Raw genomic sequence first — 15988 nt, forward strand, 5'->3', positions numbered from 1 at the left:
CTGCGGCGACCGGTGCGCCGCTCCCGGGTGGCCTACCCGGGCGGCCGAGCCGGGAAACGCCGGGGGTCCAGATGCAGCGACCGGGGATGGACCGGCGCCGGCAGCGCCGACTCGCCCGTGAGGAACGCGTCCACACCGCGCGCCGCCGCGCGTCCCTCGGCGATCGCCCACACCACCAGCGACGCACCGCGGTGGGCGTCGCCGCACACGAACACCCCCGGGGCCGAGGTCTGCCAGCGCTCGTCGCAGTCGAGAGTGCCCCGGACGCCGGGGGTCAGGCCGAGGGCGTCGAGGAGCGGTCCGCGCTGGACCCCCTCGAAGCCGACGGCGAGGAGGGCGAGGTCGCAGGGAATCTCGAAGGGGTCCCCGAGGGGGAGGCGGCGCGCGTCGACCTCGGCCAGTTCGAGCGCCCGCACCCGCCCACGGGAACCGACGAAGCGCTGCACCGTCACTTCGAACCGGCGGGTCCCGCCCTCCTCGTGCGCGGGCGCCGTTCGCAGCACCCACGGCGCGAGCGGCCACGGCGTGACGTCCTCGTCGCGGCGTCCGGGCGGCCGGGGCCGATAGTCGAGCTGGGTGACGGAACGCGCGCCCTGACGCAGTGCGGTGCCGAAGCAGTCGGCGCCGGTGTCCCCGCCGCCGACGATCACCACGTGCCGTCCGGCGGCGGTGAGGGCCGCGGGCCCGTCGCCCTCGCACTCGTGGTTGGCGGCGACGAGGTACTCCATCGCGGGGTGCACCCCGCCGAGTTCCCGCCCCGGGACGGCCAGGTCGCGGGCGCGGCCGGCCCCGACCGCGAGGACCACCGCGTCGAAGCCGGCCCGTAGCGTGGCGACATCCGGGTCGATCCCGGCCTCGGTGCCGGTGCGGAAGACCGTGCCCTCGGCGCGCATCTGCGCGAGGCGCCTGTCGACGAGGGCCTTGTCCATCTTGAACGCCGGGATGCCGTAGCGCAGCAGTCCGCCGAGCCGGTCGGCGCGCTCGAGGACGGTCACGGCGTGTCCGGCGCGGGTGAGCTGCTGGGCCGCGGCGAGACCCGCCGGTCCGGAGCCGACGACGGCGACGGATCTCCCGGTGCTGCGGGCCGGGGGGCGCGGCGGCACGCGGCCGTCGGCCCAGGCCCGGTCGGCGATCGCCCGCTCGATCCGTTCGACGGTCACGCCCGCGGTGTGGTCGTCCCGGGCGAGCACGCAGGCGGATTCACAGGGTGCCGGGCACAGCCGGCCGGTGAACTCGGGGAAGTTGTCGGTGGCGTGCAGCCGGTCGGCGGCCTCGGCCCACAGGTCACGACGCACCAGGTCGTTCCATTCGGGGATGAGGTTGCCGAGCGGGCAGCCGGTGCCGGCGCTGTGGCAGAAGGGGATACCGCAGTCCATGCAGCGGGCGGCCTGCTCCCGGATCGAGAGCGCCTCCTCGTCCGGGGGCTGCGCCCGGTGCACCTCCGCCCAGTCGCGGACGCGCTCGGCGGCGGGCCGGCGCGGCGGTTCGCGTCGGTCGTAGCGCAGGAATCCGCGGGGATCAGGCACCGTCGGCTCCCACCGGGGTGGGGCGCTCGCACGCCGCGGCGCGGACGCGGATCAGATCCTCGGGCACCACCGCGGTGAACCGGACCGCGCTGCCGGGCCATTCGGCGAGGATCTCCCCGGCGACCGCCGATCCGGTGCGCGCGTGGTGGCGGGCGATCAGGTCACGCAGCGGAGCGAGGTCGCCGTCGTCGACGGGCTGCAGTTGCACGGAGGCGGTGTTGACGCGGCCGGGCTCGAGGTCGAGGACGTAGGCCAGCCCCCCGGACATGCCGGCGCCGAGGTTGCGGCCGGTGGCGCCGAGGATCACGACGCGGCCCCCGGTCATGTACTCGCAGGCATGGTCGCCGGTGCCCTCGCACACGGCGTCGGCGCCGGAATTGCGCACCGCGAAGCGCTCCCCCACCCGGCCGTGCAGGAACAACTCCCCGGAGGTGGCCCCGTACAGGACGGTGTTGCCGGCGACGATCTGCTCGTGCGGGTCGAACGGCGCGGCCGGGTCGGGGCGCACCACCACCCGTCCGCCGGACAGGCCCTTGGCGACATAGTCGTTGGCGTCGCCGGTGACGGTGACGGTGATGCCGACGGGCAGGAAGGCACCGAGGGACTGCCCGGCGCTGCCGTACAAATCGATCCGCACCGTGTCGTCGCTCAGGCCGGTGGCGCACCGTCGACCGGCGGTCCAGCCGAGCAGGGTGCCGACGGCGCGGTCACGGTTGGTGACGGCGGCGGTGAGATGCACGGGACGGCCGTCGTCGAGGGCGGGGGCCGCGCGGGCGATGAGGTCACGGTCCAGCGGCGCGTCGGGCGGTCCGGCGGCGGGGCGGGTACGGCGGCGCTGCGGGGGTGCCCCGAGGGCGTCGGCCGGCGGGGTGAACAGGGGTGCGAGGTCGAGTCCCCGGCGACGCCAGTGCTCGAGTGCCGCGTCGGGTTCGAGCAGGTCGACCCGGCCGACGGCGTCGTCGAGGCGGGACAGGCCCAGCGCCGCGAGCCGCCGGCGCACGTCCCCGGCGACGAACCGGAAGAACTGCTCCACGAATTCCGCTCTGCCGGTGAACTTCTCCCGCAGTTCGGGGTTCTGGGTGGCGATGCCGACGGGACACGTGTCGAGGTGGCACACCCGCATGAGGATGCAGCCGAGGACCACCAGGGGCGCCGTGGCGAACCCGAACTCCTCGGCGCCGAGCAGCGCCGCGATCATCACGTCGCGGCCGGTGCGCAGCCCGCCGTCGCACTGCACGGTGATGCGGTCGCGCAGGCCGCTCAGCACGAGGGTCTGCTGGGTTTCGGCGAGCCCGATCTCCCACGGGGTGCCGGTGTGCTGCAGGGCGGTGAGCAGGGCCGCCCCGGTGCCGCCGTCGTGGCCGGAGATCAGCACCACGTCGGCATGGGCCTTGGCGACGCCGGCGGCGACGATGCCGACGCCGACGCCGCTGACGAGCTTGACGTGGATGCGGGCCTGCGGGTTGGCGCACCGCAGGTCGTGGACGAGCTCGGCGAGGTCCTCGATGGAGTAGATGTCGTGGTGCGGCGGCGGGGAGATCAGTCCGACGCCCGTGGTGGCGTGCCGGGTACGGGCGATCCACGGGTACACCTTGTGGCCGGGAAGCTGGCCACCCTCACCGGGTTTCGCTCCCTGCGCCATCTTGATCTGCAGGTCGGTCGCGTCGGCGAGGTAGGCGGCGGTGACACCGAAGCGGCCGCTGGCGACCTGCTTGACGGCGCTGCGGCGCAGCGGGTCACCGAGGCGGTCGGGATCCTCCCCGCCCTCCCCCGAGTTCGACCGGCCGCCGAGGCGGTTCATCGCGACGGCGAGGGTCTCGTGCGCCTCACCGGAGATCGAACCGTAGCTCATCGCCCCCGTGGCGAAGCGGCGCACGATGTCCTCCACCGGCTCGACCTCGTCGAGCGGGATCGGATCCGCGGCGACGGTGCGCAACAGCCCGCGCAGGGTTCCGCCCGCGGCGGCGAGCCGGTCGATCTCGGCGCAGTACCGCGCGTAGACGTCCACCCGCCCGGTGCGGGTCGCGTGCTGCAGCAGGAACACCGTCTCCGGGGTGAACAGGTGAGGTTCGCCGTCGCGTCGATACCGGTAGACGCCCCCACTGTCGAGAGCCGTTTCGGCGCACCGGTTCTCGAAGGCGGTCCGGTGCCGGCGACGGGCGTCGCGGGCCAGGTCGGCGAGGCTCGCGCCGCCCAGCCGGGAGACGGTGCCGGGAAGATACGCGTCCACGACCTCGCGGGCAAGGCCGACGGCCTCGAATGTCTGCGCCGCCGTGTACGAGGCGAGGGTGGAGATTCCGAGCTTGGCCATCACCTCGCGAACCCCGGAGACGACGGCGCGCCGGTAGTTCGCCGCGGCCGTCGCCGGGTCCGTGCCGGGGATGCGCCCGGCGGCCGCGAGTGAGCGCACGGTGTCGAGGGCGACGTAGGGGCACACCGTCGCGGCGCCGAATCCGACGAGCGCGGCCACGTGGTGGACCTCGCGCGCATCCCCGGATTCGGCGATCAGCGCGACGCGGGTGCGCCGCCGCGTGCGAACGAGGTGGTGGTGCACGGCGGAGACGGCGAGCAGGGAGGGGATGGGGACGCGGTCCGGCCCGCAACCGCGGTCGGTGACGATCAGGATGCCCCGGCCGGCCTCGATGGCGGCGTCGGCGGCGCGGCGCAGGTCCGCGAGCCCGGCGGCGAGGGCCTCGCCGGGGTCGCCGCCGGCCGCGAAGTGCGCGGGCAGGACCCGGGAGGCGAGGTCCGGGCGCGGCCCGTCCGGGCCGAGTGCCGCGACGGCGGCGAGTTCGTCGGTGTCGAGGACCGGGCCGGGCAGCACCAGTTGCCGGCACGACTTCGGGGACGCGTCGAACAGGTTGTCCTCCGGGCCGGCGACGCGCCGCATCGAGGTGACGACCCGTTCGCGGATCGCGTCCAACGGCGGGTTGGTGACCTGCGCGAACAATTCGACGACGTAGTCGTAGAGCAGCCGGGGACGCGGCGACAGCACCGCGGGGGCGATGTCGGCGCCCATCGAGCCGAGCGGTTCGACACCGGTCGCGGCCATCGGTTCGAGCAGCACCTCGAGGTCCTCGCGGGTGTACCCGAACAACCGGTGCGTCCGGCCCTGGTCGTGGTCCGGGGCGGGGTGCCCGCCCGGGCGGGGCAGATCCGCAAGGTCGATCTGCCCGTCACGCAGCCACCGACCGTAGGGGTGGGCGGCGGCGAGGGTGTCGAGCAGTTCGTCGGGCGGCACGATGCGGCCGGCGACGGTGTCGACGAGGAGCATCCGGCCCGGCTCGAGCCGGCCCTTGTGCACGATGTGTTCCGGTGGCAGGTCGAGGATTCCGGTTTCACTGCCGAACAGGACGCGGTCGTCGGCGGTGCGGCACCATCGGCCGGGTCGCAGCCCGTTGCGGTCGAGCACGGCACCGAACAGCCGTCCGTCGGTGAAGGGCAGGCACGCCGGCCCGTCCCACGGTTCGAGCAGCGCGGCGTGGAAGCGGTGGAAGGCGCGTCGCCGGGGATCGAGGTCGGGCTCGTTCTCCCATGCGGGCGGGACGAGCATGGTCACCGCGTGCGGCAGCGAGCGCCCGGCGAGGTGGAGCAGTTCGAGGACCTCGTCGAGGGAGGCCGAGTCCGACATGTCGGGGGCGCAGACCGGGAACAACCGGGTCAGGTCGCCGGGCAGCAGGCCGGTGCGCAGGAGTCCCTCGCGGGCGTGCATCCGGTTGCGGTTGCCGCGGATCGTATTGATCTCGCCGTTGTGGGCGCTGTACCGGAACGGTTGGGCGAGCCGCCACGACGGGAAGGTGTTGGTGGAGAAACGGCTGTGCACGAGCGCGATCGGGCTGGCGCAGCGCGGATCGCGCAGGTCGGGGAAGAACGCCGGCAACTGCTGTGCCGTGAGCATGCCCTTGTAGACGACGGTGCGGGCGGACAGCGACGGGAAATAGACGTCGCCGGTGTGCTCGGCGCGGCGCCGCAGCGGATACACCCGCCGGTCGAGGTCCACGCCGGCGGGCCGGGCGCCGCCCGTGCGCGGGGCGGCGACGAACAGCTGGCTGATGTGGGGTCGGCACGCTCCGGCGGTGCGCCCGAGGCCGGACGGGTCGACGGGAACCTCGCGCCAGCCGAGGATCTGGAGATCCTCCTCGGCCGCGAGCGCGTGGATCCGCCGTCGCGCCGTCGCCCGGCGCCGCGGGTCGCGGGGCAGAAAGCACAGGCCGGTGGCGTAGTACCCCGGCGGCGGGAGCTCGAAGCCGGTGACGGCGTCGAGGAGCGCGGCGGGGACCGCGAGGGTGATGCCGGCGCCGTCACCGCTGGCGGGTTCGCGACCGCAGGCGCCGCGGTGGCCGAGGTTGCGCAGCGCGGTGAGTGCGTCGGCGACGGTGCGGTGGGTGCTGCGGCCACGCAGGTCGACGATCGCGCCCACGCCGCAGGAATCCGATTCGCGGTCGGGGTCGTAGAGTCCGCGGGGCTCGGGCATCCCGGAATGCCGCACCGGTCCACCTCCACGTCGCCGGTGTGGCGGCGACGTCGCGCGTCGTCGGATGGGCGGCCCCGACGGGGTCGCCACGACGGGCGTGCGCTGCGGTATGGGTGGCCGGACCAGTTCCGCCCGACGATCGAACCGGGGATCGGTCCCGGTGGCGGCCAGTCTACGCGCGCGACGGCCGGCCGCGCGAGAGGCGCGACCGGCCGTCGGGTGGGTGGGTCAGGGCCGCAGCGGGCGGCCGTCGGAGTCGCGGACGCTGCCGGTGAGCATCATGATCCCGTCGATGACGGACCACACCCAGATCACCGGGATGATCACGAAGCCGACCAGGAGGATGGTCAGCAGTCCGCCGATCCACAGCCCCAGAAGCTGGATGAGGCCGACCGCGGTGCTTCCGAGGTAGAGCCGCCCGACCCCGCAGATCCCGACGAAGGGCAGCAGCAGCTGCAACAGGCCCGCGGTGGTCTTCGACTTGTCGGAGTAGGGCTCGCCCGTCGCCGGATCCCGTCCGTACGGCGCGGAGGGATTGCCGTAGGCGCCGTAGCCGGTGGGACCGTAGCCGCCGGTGGGACCGTAACCCGGCCCGGCCGGGGTCGGGTACTGCGGCCCGCTCTGGAACTGCGGGTCGGGGGCCCCGTAGACGGGTCCGCTGCCGGCGTACTGCCCGCCGGTCGGCGCCTCGGTCCCGCCGGTGTGTGCGGTGCCGTACTGCGCTTCGCTCGACGGCGGTGGATAGCTCGGCGTGGTGCCCCAGCCGGGACCGTTGCCCATTCCGGAGTAGGTGTCCCAGCCCGGTCCGGCCGTGCCCCACGTGGGCGCGGTCGACTCGGTGGTGGGCGGCGGAACGGACAGCGACGCCTGAGCGGTCGGATCGTAGTCGGCGGTGCCGCCGAACGTGGGCAGCTCCGCGGTGGGGGCCGGCTCGCCGCCCTGCGGCGCGGCGCTCGACCCGGCAGCGGGGGCGGCCTCGGCGTCGGACTGTTTGCGCAGGTCCGGTCCGGCGGACGTCTCGTCCTTCTTCCGCAGATCCGGGCCCGTGGGGTCCGGGGATCCCGCGTCGGATGTGGTCACGATTTGTCCCCTCCGTTCTCGCTGCGCCTACCTGTCTCGACCTTACCGCCGGCCTCGGCCGATGCCACGGGCCCGGATGCGCCGTCCCGCTTCTCGTCGTCGGCCGCCCCACCGTCTCCGATCCCGTCGCCGGTTGCGGTGGCATCGGCTGCGGCTGCGGTGGCGCCGTGCGGGTGACGGGACTTCAGTTCCTCCGGCGCTTCGCGACCCTTGCGGGCGAAGACGACGTAGGCGACGGCGAGGACGAACACGATGGCGGAGGTGAAGGAATTGATCCGGATACCGGCGATCTCGGTGGCCGGGTCGGACCGCATGAGTTCGACGAAGAAGCGGCCCGCGCTGTAGCCGGCCACGTAGAGCGCGAACAGCCGGCCGTGTCCGATACGGAAGCGCCGGTCGACGAACACGAGCAGCAGCACGACGAGCAGGTTCCACACCAGCTCGTACAGGAACGTCGGATGCACCACCGCCGCGACCTGCCCGGTGGAGATCCCGTCGATCAGGTCCGGGCTGGTCTGTCCCGCGTCGTTGCGACGCTCGTAGATCTCGAGGCCCCACGGCACGGTCGTCTCCCGGCCGTAGAGTTCCTGGTTGAACCAGTTGCCGAGCCGGCCGATGGCCTGCGCCAGCAGGATCGCCGGGGCCACCGCATCACCGAGGGCGGGCAGCGGCACACCGCGGCGCCGGCACCCGATCCAGGCGCCGACACCGCCGAGGGCGACCGCCCCCCAGATCCCGAGTCCGCCCTGCCAGATCTTCAGCGCGTCGACCGGGTCGGCGCCCGCGCCGAAGTACTTCTGCCAGTCGGTGGCGACGTGGTACAGGCGCCCTCCGATCAGGCCGAACGGCACCGCCCACACGGCGACGTCGAGGACGGTGCCCGGCTCGCCGCCACGGGCGACCCAGCGGCGGTCGCCCCAGAAGATGGCGACGACGATCCCGACGATGATGCACAGGGCGTAGGCCCGCAGCGCGATCGGCCCGAGGTACCACACCCCCTGCGGTGGACTGGGCAGATACGCCAGGACGGTAGCGGCGGCGGGTACGGCGGTGGAGGTCACGTGGCCACGCTAGCCGAGCGCACGCCCTCCGCGAGTTCTGTGGTGAGCGTGCGCAACGCGTCGGGGCCCTGCGCCACGGCGGCCACCAGCGCCGAGCCGACGATCACCGCGTCCGCGTAGGCGGCGATCTGCGCGGCTTGTTCCCGGGACCGCACACCCAGGCCGACACCCACGGGGATCTGCGAGTGCTCCCGCACCCGGGCGACGAGTTCGGGCGCCATGTCGGAGACGGCGTCGCGGGCGCCGGTCACGCCCATCGTGGAGGTGGCGTAGACGAACCCGCGGCAGGAGTCGACGGTCATGACGAGGCGCTCGGCGGTCGACGACGGGGCGACCAGGAAGATGCGGTCGAGCCCGTGCCGGTCCGCCGCCGCGATCCACTGCTCGGCCTCGTCGGGGATGAGATCCGGGGTGATGATCCCCAGTCCCCCGGCGGCAGCGAGGTCGCGGGCGAATTCGTCGATCCCGTACTTGAGGACGATGTTCCAGTAGGTCATCACGACGGCGTGGCCGCCGGCCGCGGCGACGGCCTCGACGACGCGGAACACGTCCCGCACCCGGAAGCCCGCGGTGAGCGCCTCGTCGGCGGCGGCCTGGATGGTGGGTCCGTCCATCACCGGGTCGCTGTAGGGGATGCCGACCTCGACGATGTCGCAGCCGGCCTGCACGAGCGCTTCGAACGCCTCGATCGAGCGCGGCAGGTCGGGGTATCCGGCGGGCAGGTAGCCGACGAGCGCGGCGCGGTTCTCGGCCTTGCATCGGGCGAAGACCTCACCGAGGCGGGACTGCGGCTGCTGGGCGCTCACTGCGCGGATCCTTCCGTCGTGTCGGAGGTGGCGGGGTCGGCGGGAAGGAGCCCGAACCACCGCGCGGCGGTGTCGACGTCCTTGTCGCCCCGGCCGGACAGATTGACCAGCACGACGGCGCCGGAGCCGAGTTCGCGGCCCAGCTTCAGGGCCCCGGCGACGGCGTGCGCCGACTCGATGGCGGGGATGATGCCCTCGGTGCGCGAGAGCAGCGAGAACGCCTCCATGGCCTCGGCGTCGGTGACGGGCCGGTAGTCGGCGCGGCCGATGTTCTTGAGGTAGGAGTGCTCGGGTCCGACGCCGGGGTAGTCCAGGCCGGCGGAGATCGAGTGCGACTCGATGGTCTGGCCGTCCTCGTCCTGCAGCAGGTAGGAGTAGGCGCCGTGCAGCGCGCCGGGCGTGCCGCCGGTGATGGTGGCGGCGTGCCGCCCGGTTTCCACCCCGTCGCCGCCGGCCTCGAAGCCGACCAGGCGGACACCGGGGTCGTCGATGAAGGCATGGAAGATGCCGATGGCGTTGGATCCGCCGCCGACGCAGGCGGTGACGGCGTCGGGCAACCGGCCGGTGAGCGCCTGCACCTGCGCGCGCGCCTCGAGGCCGATGATGCGCTGGAAGTCGCGCACCATCATGGGGAACGGGTGCGGGCCGGCGGCGGTGCCGAAACAGTAGTAGGTGTTGTGGGCATTGGTGACCCAGTCGCGCATGGCCTCGTTGATCGCGTCCTTGAGGGTGCGCGAACCGCTGGTCGCGGCGACGACCTCGGCGCCGAGCAGGCGCATCCGGGCGACGTTGAGGGCCTGCCGCTCGGTGTCGACCTCGCCCATGTAGACGACGCAGTCGAGGCCGAGCAGGGCGCAGGCGGTGGCGGTGGCGACGCCGTGCTGCCCGGCACCGGTCTCCGCGATGACCCGGGTCTTGCCCATCCGCTGGGCGAGCAGGGCCTGCCCGAGCACGTTGTTGATCTTGTGCGAGCCGGTGTGGTTGAGATCCTCGCGCTTGAGCACGATCCGGGCGCCGCCGGCGTGTTCGCTCAGCCGCTTGGCCTCGTACACCGGGGAGGGCCGGCCGGTGTAGTCGCGCTGCAACCGATCGAGTTCGTCGAGGAATCCGTTGTCGACCCGCGCCTTGTCGTATTCGGCGGTGACCTCCTCGATCACCGCCATCAGCGCCTCGGGGACGAACCGGCCGCCGAAGACCCCGAAGTGGCCGCCGGGGTCGGGTTCGTGCGCGGTGTGCTCGGCCACTGCGGCGCTCATGCGGGGCAGACCGCGGCCCTTGGCGGAAAGTACGGGATCGTCTGTGCTCACCCGTCCAGTCTGCCCCAACGGCGGCCCCGGCCCGTCGCCGGGTCCGGCCCGTCGGCGCCGCGCCGGAATGCGGTCAGCGTGCGGGCTTCGGGCAGGACGGATGGGTGCCGGCGGTGACCAGTTCGGCGACCGCGTGGCGCGGGTCGCCGCTGGTCACCAGTCCCTCGCCGACGAGCACCGCGTCGGCACCCGCGCCGGCGTAGGTGAGCAGGTCGGAGGGACCGCGCACGCCGGACTCGGCGATCTTGACGACCTCGGTCGGCAGTCCCGGCGCGATGCGGGCGAACGTGCTCTTGTCGACCTCGAGGGTCTTGAGGTTGCGGGCGTTGACCCCGATGACGGTGGCGCCGGCCTCGAGGGCACGGGTCGCCTCCTCCTCGGTGTGCACCTCGACGAGCGCCGTCATGCCGAGAGATTCGACGCGGTCGATCAGCGACGTCAGCACGGGCTGCTCGAGCGCGGCGACGATGAGCAGCACGATGTCCGCGCCGTGGGCACGCGCCTCGTGGATCTGGTACGGGCCGACGATGAAGTCCTTGCGCAGCACCGGGATCCGCACCGCGCGCCGCACGGCGTCGAGATCGTCGAGACTGCCCTGGAAGCGGCGCTGCTCGGTGAGCACGCTGATCGCGCGGGCACCGCCGGCCTCGTAGGCCTTGGCGAGTTCGGCGGGGTCGGTGATGTCGGCGAGCGCCCCCTTCGACGGGCTGGCCCGCTTGACCTCGGCGATGACGGCGATTCCCGGCTCGAGCAACGCGGCCTTGGCGTCGATCGGCGGGGGCGCGGCGGCAGCGGCGGCCTTGACCGCGGCGAAGTCGAGGACCGTCTCCCGGGCGGCGACGTCGGCGCGCACCCCTTCGAGTATCGAGTCGAGAACTGTCATCGTGGCTCGAAGTCCTTTCGCCCCTGTCAATCCGATGTGAGAAAACTCATCGGAGTTTCTTGAAGAGTAGTGTGCGCGCTCACCGGCCCGTGCAGCGGGTCCCCGAATCGTCGGCGCCGCCCTCTCCCCCTCGATCGGCGGCCGGGTCGTCGGCGACGTCCACCGTGGGGTCCTCGCCCGCGTCGAGCGCGTCCCACAGGGTGCGTTCGGTGACCGGCTCGTCGGCGGTGTCCCGGCGGGTGGTGGCCTCGCGGCGGGCGGCCGGGCTGTCGTACTTCGACGACAGTCCGGCCTCGGCCCGCGGGGTGCGCCACAGCTGCACGGCGGCGGCCAGCGCGGCCACGGCGCCGGCGAGGGCGAGCACGGCCGGCCCGGCCGCGACGGTGAGGGAGGTGACCTCGGCGCGTGCGGGCAGCTCCGCGATGCGCGCCGCGGTCGCGTCGTCGGCGCCGCCGGCGAGCAGCCCCACCGCCGGGACGGCGGCGGCGACCGCGACGACCGCGACGAGCACGGCCAGTATCCGCAGCGCCCATCCGCGCACCGCGAACGACGCCGCGACGGCCGCCAGCAGCGTCAGCGCGAGCGGAGTCAGCGCCGCCGCCCAGGTGCCGCCGACGAGGGTGGTGACCCGGTCCTCGCCGAGGCCGTCGGAGGACGTGACGGTCACCCAGGTCAGGCGGCTCGCGCCCCACAGCGCGACGGCGCCGATCGCGAGCAGCAGCGCGGCGACCGCGCCGGCCCGCCGCCGGGGCGCGCGGGTGGCGCTCACCTGCGGTCCCCCTCGTACGAGGTGAGGGTGCCGGCCGCGGCGACGGCGGAGAGCACGGCCATGGCCTTGTTGCGGGCCTCGGTGTCCTCGTAGACCGGATCGGAGTCGGCGACGACGCCGGCACCGGCCTGCACGTAGGCGACCCCGTCCTTGACCAGGGCCGAGCGGATGGCGATGGCGGTGTCGGCGTCGCCGGCGAAATCGAGGTAGCCCACGATGCCGCCGTAGATGCCGCGGCGGGTCGGCTCGAGTTCGTCGATCAGTTCCATCGCCCGGACCTTGGGCGCGCCGGACAGGGTGCCGGCGGGGAAGCACGCGGTGACCGCGTCGAGGGCGTGCCGGCCCGCGGCGAGGCGGCCGGTGACGGTGGAGACCAGGTGCATGACGTGGCTGTAGCGCTCGATGTGCCGGTAGTCGTGGACCTTGACGGTGCCGGGCTCGCACACCCGCCCGAGGTCGTTGCGGCCCAGGTCGACGAGCATGAGGTGCTCGGCGTTCTCCTTCTCGTCGGCGAGGAGGTCCTTCTCGAGGAGGATGTCGTCCTCCTCGCTGGCGCCGCGCCAGCGCGTCCCGGCGATGGGATGGGTGGTGGCGACCCCGTCGGCGACGGTCACGAGCGCCTCCGGGCTCGAGCCCACGATGGAGAACGCCGTGCCGCCGGAGCCGTCGGGGACGTGCATGAGAAACATGTACGGACTCGGGTTGGAGGCGCGCAGCATCCGGTACACGTCGATCGGCGCCGCGTGACAGTCGATCTCGAAGCGCTGGGACAGCACCACCTGGAACGCCTCGCCGGCCTCGATCTCGCCGATGAGCCGGCGCACGTCGGCGCCGAAGCTCTCGGTCGTGCGCTGGCGCCGGTAGTCGGGGGCGGGCCGGGCGAACGTGGAGACGGTCGACGGGGCGGGCGCGGCCAGGGCCGCCGTCATCCGGTCCAGCCGGGCCACCGCGTCGTCGTAGGCCTCGTCGACGCGTTCGTCGGAGCCGTCCCAATTGACGGCGTTGGCGATGAGCGTGATCGCACCCTCGTGGTGGTCGACGGCGGCGAGGTCGGTGGCGAGCATCATCACCGTCTCGGGAATCTGCAGGTCGTCGACGGCGTGCTCGGGCAGCCGCTCGATGCGTCGCACGACGTCGTAGCCGAGGTAGCCGACCATGCCGCCGGTCAGCGGCGGCAGGCCGTGCAGCCGCTCGGTGTGCAGCAGCTCCAGGGTCCGGCGCAGCACGTCGAGCGGGTCGCCCCCGGTGGGGGCGCCGGCGGGCACGTGGCCGTACCAGGTGGCCTCCCCGTCGACGACGGTGAGCGCGGCCGGGCTGCCGGCTCCGATGAACGACCACCGCGACCACGACCGGCCGTTCTCGGCGGACTCGAGCAGGAAGGTGCCGGGCCGGTCGGCGGCGAGCTTGCGGTACGCCGACAGCGGGGTCTCCGCGTCGGCGAGCACCTTGCGGGTCACCGGAACGACGCGGTGCTCGGCGGCGAGCAGCCGGAACTGCTCGCGGGTGGTGGTGGAGTCGGGTCGGCCGCCCTCGGTGAGGTCGGGGGCCGCTGCGGGGATGGTGGTGGGCTCGCCGGACATGGCGCCCATCATCCCAGGGCCTGCCGCGGCGGGCGCGGCCGCGGTAGCGTCGCCGGACATGAGAGCCGGTGACATCGCCCCCGATTTCACGTCGAGCGACCAGGACGGCCGTCCGCGGACGCTGTCCGCGCTGCTGGCGGACGGGCCGGTGGTGCTGTTCTTCTACCCGGCCGCGTTCACCCCGGTCTGCACGGCCGAGGCGTGCCACTTCCGGGATCTGGCGGCCGAGTTCGCCGCCGTCGGCGCCACCCGGGTCGGGATCAGCACCGACCCGGTGGACCGGTTGGGCGCGTGGTCGACGCGGCAGTCGTTCGACTACCCCCTGCTGTCCGATCCGGACGGCGCGGTGGCGGCGCAGTTCGGGGTGCGCCGGGGGCTGCTCGGCCGACTCTCGCCGGTCAAGCGGACCACCTTCGTGCTGGACACCGACCGCACCGTCCTCGAGGTGATCGCCAGCGAGGTGCGCCCCGGCGTGCACGCGGACCGCGCGCTCGCGGTGCTGCAGGCCCGGCGCGCGAGCCGGGACTGACGGTCAGTCCACCTGGACGGAACGCTTGGCCAGGCCCATCCAGAACCCGTCGATCACCTGCCGGGGCGCCTGCTCCGGGTCGCTCGACGCGCCGAGGGTGACGAACAGCGGGGCGAAGTGCTCGATCGTGGGGTGGGCGTACGGCATGCCGGGCGCCCGGGTGCGGAAGTCGAGCAGGCCGTCGACGTCGCCGGCAGCGAGCCGCTCGGCGGCCCAGGCGTCGAACTCGGCGGACCAGCCGGGCGCGACGGCCTCGGGGCGCGGGTCGCGCAGGAACGGCAGGCCGTGCGTGGTGAAGCCGGAGCCGATGACGAGCACCCCCTCCTCCCGGAGCGGGCGCAGCCGCCGGCCGAGCGCGAGCAGGCGCTGCGGATCGAGGGTGGGCAGCGAGATCTGCAGGACCGGGATGTCCGCGTCCGGGTACATGACGGTGAGCGGCACGTACGCGCCGTGGTCGAGACCGCGGTGCGGCTGCTGCACGACCGGTTCGCCGTCGGGCATCAGCGCGGCCACCTTGCGTGCGAGGTCGGGGGCGCCGGGCGCAGGGTAGGTGACCTCGTAGAAGCGGCGGGGAAAGCCGCCGAAGTCGTACACGAGCGGGGTGCCGGTGGTGGTGGCACCGATGGTCAGCGGCGCGGACTCCCAGTGCGCGGAGACCACGAGGATCGCGGTGGGGGTCGGCAGGTCGGCGGCCCAGCGTTGCAGCTGCGCCACCCACGTCGCGCTGTCGACCAGGGGCGGTGCGCCGTGGCTGAGGAACAGGGCGGGCATGGGGCTCACACGGACTCCTAAGGTTGAAGCTTCAACAATACTACCCGATACAGCACCGGCACCGTCCGAAATGTTCCCGGCCTGCGGGGATGGATCGGCGCGGGCGCGGGTATCCGCCCCCCATGACCGGAACAGAGGGCCTGAAGGTGGTCGTCACGGGCGCGACCGGAAACGTGGGCACCAGCGTCACGGCGGCGCTCGGCGCCCAGGACGCAGTCGGATCGGTGGTCGGCATCGCCCGCCGCCCCACCGACTGGCGCTGCCGCAAGACCGAGTTCGTCGTCGCCGACGTCGCCGACGACGACCTGCACGAGCTGCTGCGCGACGCGGCGGCCGTCGTCCACCTCGCCTGGCTCTTCCAGCCCACGCACAAACCCGAGATCACCTGGCGCAACAACGTGCTCGGATCGATCCGGGTGTTCGAGACCGTCGCCGAGGTGGGCGTGCCCACCCTCGTCCACGCGTCGTCGGTCGGCGCCTACTCGCCGGGACCGCAGGACGAACGGGTCGACGAGCGCTGGCCCACCCACGGCTGGCCCGGCGCGGCGTACCCGCGGGAGAAGGCGTACCTCGAACGCTGGCTCGACACGTTCGAACTGCGGCACCCCGACATCCGGGTGGTCCGGATGCGTCCCGGCTTCCTCTTCAAGCGCGAGTCCGCGACCGCGCAGCGCCGGTTGTTCGCCGGGCCGCTCCTCCCCGGCCGCCTCGTCCGGGCCCTGCCGGTCGTCCCCCGCACCGCCGGACTGCGGATGCAGGTCCTGCACACCGACGACGCCGCCGACGCCTACGTCCGGGCCGTGCTCCGGCCGGTGCGGGGCGCATTCAACCTCGCCGCCGAACCCCCCGTCGACGCCGAGGTCCTCGCCGAGATCCTCGGCGCCCGCACGGTGCCCGTCCCGCCGGCGGCGCTGCACGCGGCCGTCGCCGCGGCCTGGCACGCACGGCTCGCCCCCGCCTCCCCCGGCCTGGTCGACACGGTGCTGCGGCTGCCGCTCATGGACTGCACCCGCGCCCGCACCGACCTCGAGTGGATTCCCCGGTTCTCGCCGCGCGCCACCCTCGAGGAATTCCTTACCGGGCTCCGCGACGGCGCCGGGCTGCCGACACCGCCGCTGGCGGAGGACAGCGTGGGCCGCCGGCTGCACGAGGTCGCCACCGGCATGGGACAGCGCCCCTGACCGCCCGCCCCGACGGACGCC

The 15988-nt window shown here is 73.8% G+C and carries 12 protein-coding genes; 2 read left to right on the top strand and 10 right to left on the bottom strand.

Annotation, left to right across the window (positions count from 1 at the left end; translation table 11 throughout):
* Positions 1–32: 32 nt before the first annotated feature.
* From HFP48_RS15345 to HFP48_RS15385, 9 genes are all read right to left on the bottom strand, one after another.
* Positions 33–1526 (bottom strand): glutamate synthase subunit beta, encoded by a 1494-nt coding sequence (locus HFP48_RS15345; RefSeq protein ID WP_050035332.1) that lies wholly within the window; start codon positions 1524–1526, stop codon positions 33–35.
* Positions 1519–6000 (bottom strand): glutamate synthase large subunit, encoded by a 4482-nt coding sequence (gene gltB, locus HFP48_RS15350; protein WP_168580587.1) that lies wholly within the window; start codon positions 5998–6000, stop codon positions 1519–1521. The genes HFP48_RS15345 and gltB overlap by 8 nt, the downstream gene beginning before the upstream one ends.
* A 228-nt stretch (positions 6001–6228) precedes the next feature.
* Complete coding sequence (locus tag HFP48_RS15355) at positions 6229–7080, bottom strand: TM2 domain-containing protein (protein ID WP_168579728.1); 852 nt, start codon at positions 7078–7080, stop codon at positions 6229–6231.
* A complete protein-coding gene (lgt, locus tag HFP48_RS15360; protein WP_043798943.1) occupies positions 7077–8141 on the bottom strand; it encodes a prolipoprotein diacylglyceryl transferase in 1065 nt (354 codons plus the stop codon). The genes HFP48_RS15355 and lgt overlap by 4 nt, the downstream gene beginning before the upstream one ends.
* Positions 8138–8947 carry a tryptophan synthase subunit alpha gene (gene trpA, locus HFP48_RS15365; RefSeq protein ID WP_006936959.1) on the bottom strand — a complete coding sequence of 270 codons (810 nt, stop codon included), beginning with the start codon at positions 8945–8947 and terminating at the stop codon, positions 8138–8140. The genes lgt and trpA overlap by 4 nt, the downstream gene beginning before the upstream one ends.
* A complete protein-coding gene (trpB, locus tag HFP48_RS15370) occupies positions 8944–10203 on the bottom strand; it encodes a tryptophan synthase subunit beta (RefSeq protein WP_044475995.1) in 1260 nt (419 codons plus the stop codon). Before trpB ends, trpA begins: the two co-directional genes overlap by 4 nt.
* Positions 10204–10327: 124 nt before the next feature.
* Positions 10328–11137: an indole-3-glycerol phosphate synthase TrpC gene (gene trpC, locus HFP48_RS15375; protein WP_168579729.1), complete on the bottom strand. Its 810-nt coding sequence runs from the start codon at positions 11135–11137 to the stop codon at positions 10328–10330.
* A gap of 79 nt (positions 11138–11216) precedes the next feature.
* Complete coding sequence (locus HFP48_RS15380) at positions 11217–11906, bottom strand: TIGR02234 family membrane protein (RefSeq protein WP_168579730.1); 690 nt, start codon at positions 11904–11906, stop codon at positions 11217–11219.
* The gene (locus tag HFP48_RS15385; RefSeq protein WP_176603628.1) at positions 11903–13486 is read right to left on the bottom strand and encodes an anthranilate synthase component I; all 1584 of its coding nucleotides are present in this window, start codon (positions 13484–13486) and stop codon (positions 11903–11905) included. Before HFP48_RS15385 ends, HFP48_RS15380 begins: the two co-directional genes overlap by 4 nt.
* A 58-nt stretch (positions 13487–13544) precedes the next feature.
* On the opposite strand from HFP48_RS15385, the gene HFP48_RS15390 reads away from it, so the two are divergent.
* Complete coding sequence (locus HFP48_RS15390) at positions 13545–14015, top strand: peroxiredoxin (protein ID WP_065922509.1); 471 nt, start codon at positions 13545–13547, stop codon at positions 14013–14015.
* Between the two features lie 3 nt (positions 14016–14018).
* Here HFP48_RS15390 and HFP48_RS15395 read toward each other — a convergent pair whose 3' ends face one another.
* Positions 14019–14786, bottom strand: a complete 768-nt coding sequence (locus tag HFP48_RS15395) for a class III extradiol ring-cleavage dioxygenase (RefSeq protein WP_037200939.1) — start codon at positions 14784–14786, stop codon at positions 14019–14021.
* 122 nt (positions 14787–14908) lie between these two features.
* On the opposite strand from HFP48_RS15395, the gene HFP48_RS15400 reads away from it, so the two are divergent.
* Positions 14909–15967, top strand: a complete 1059-nt coding sequence (locus tag HFP48_RS15400) for an NAD-dependent epimerase/dehydratase family protein (protein ID WP_006936970.1) — start codon at positions 14909–14911, stop codon at positions 15965–15967.
* The last annotated feature ends 21 nt before the right edge of the window (positions 15968–15988 follow it).

The organism is Rhodococcus sp. DMU1, from assembly GCF_012272955.1.
In the GTDB taxonomy this organism is placed as follows: domain Bacteria; phylum Actinomycetota; class Actinomycetes; order Mycobacteriales; family Mycobacteriaceae; genus Rhodococcus; species Rhodococcus aetherivorans.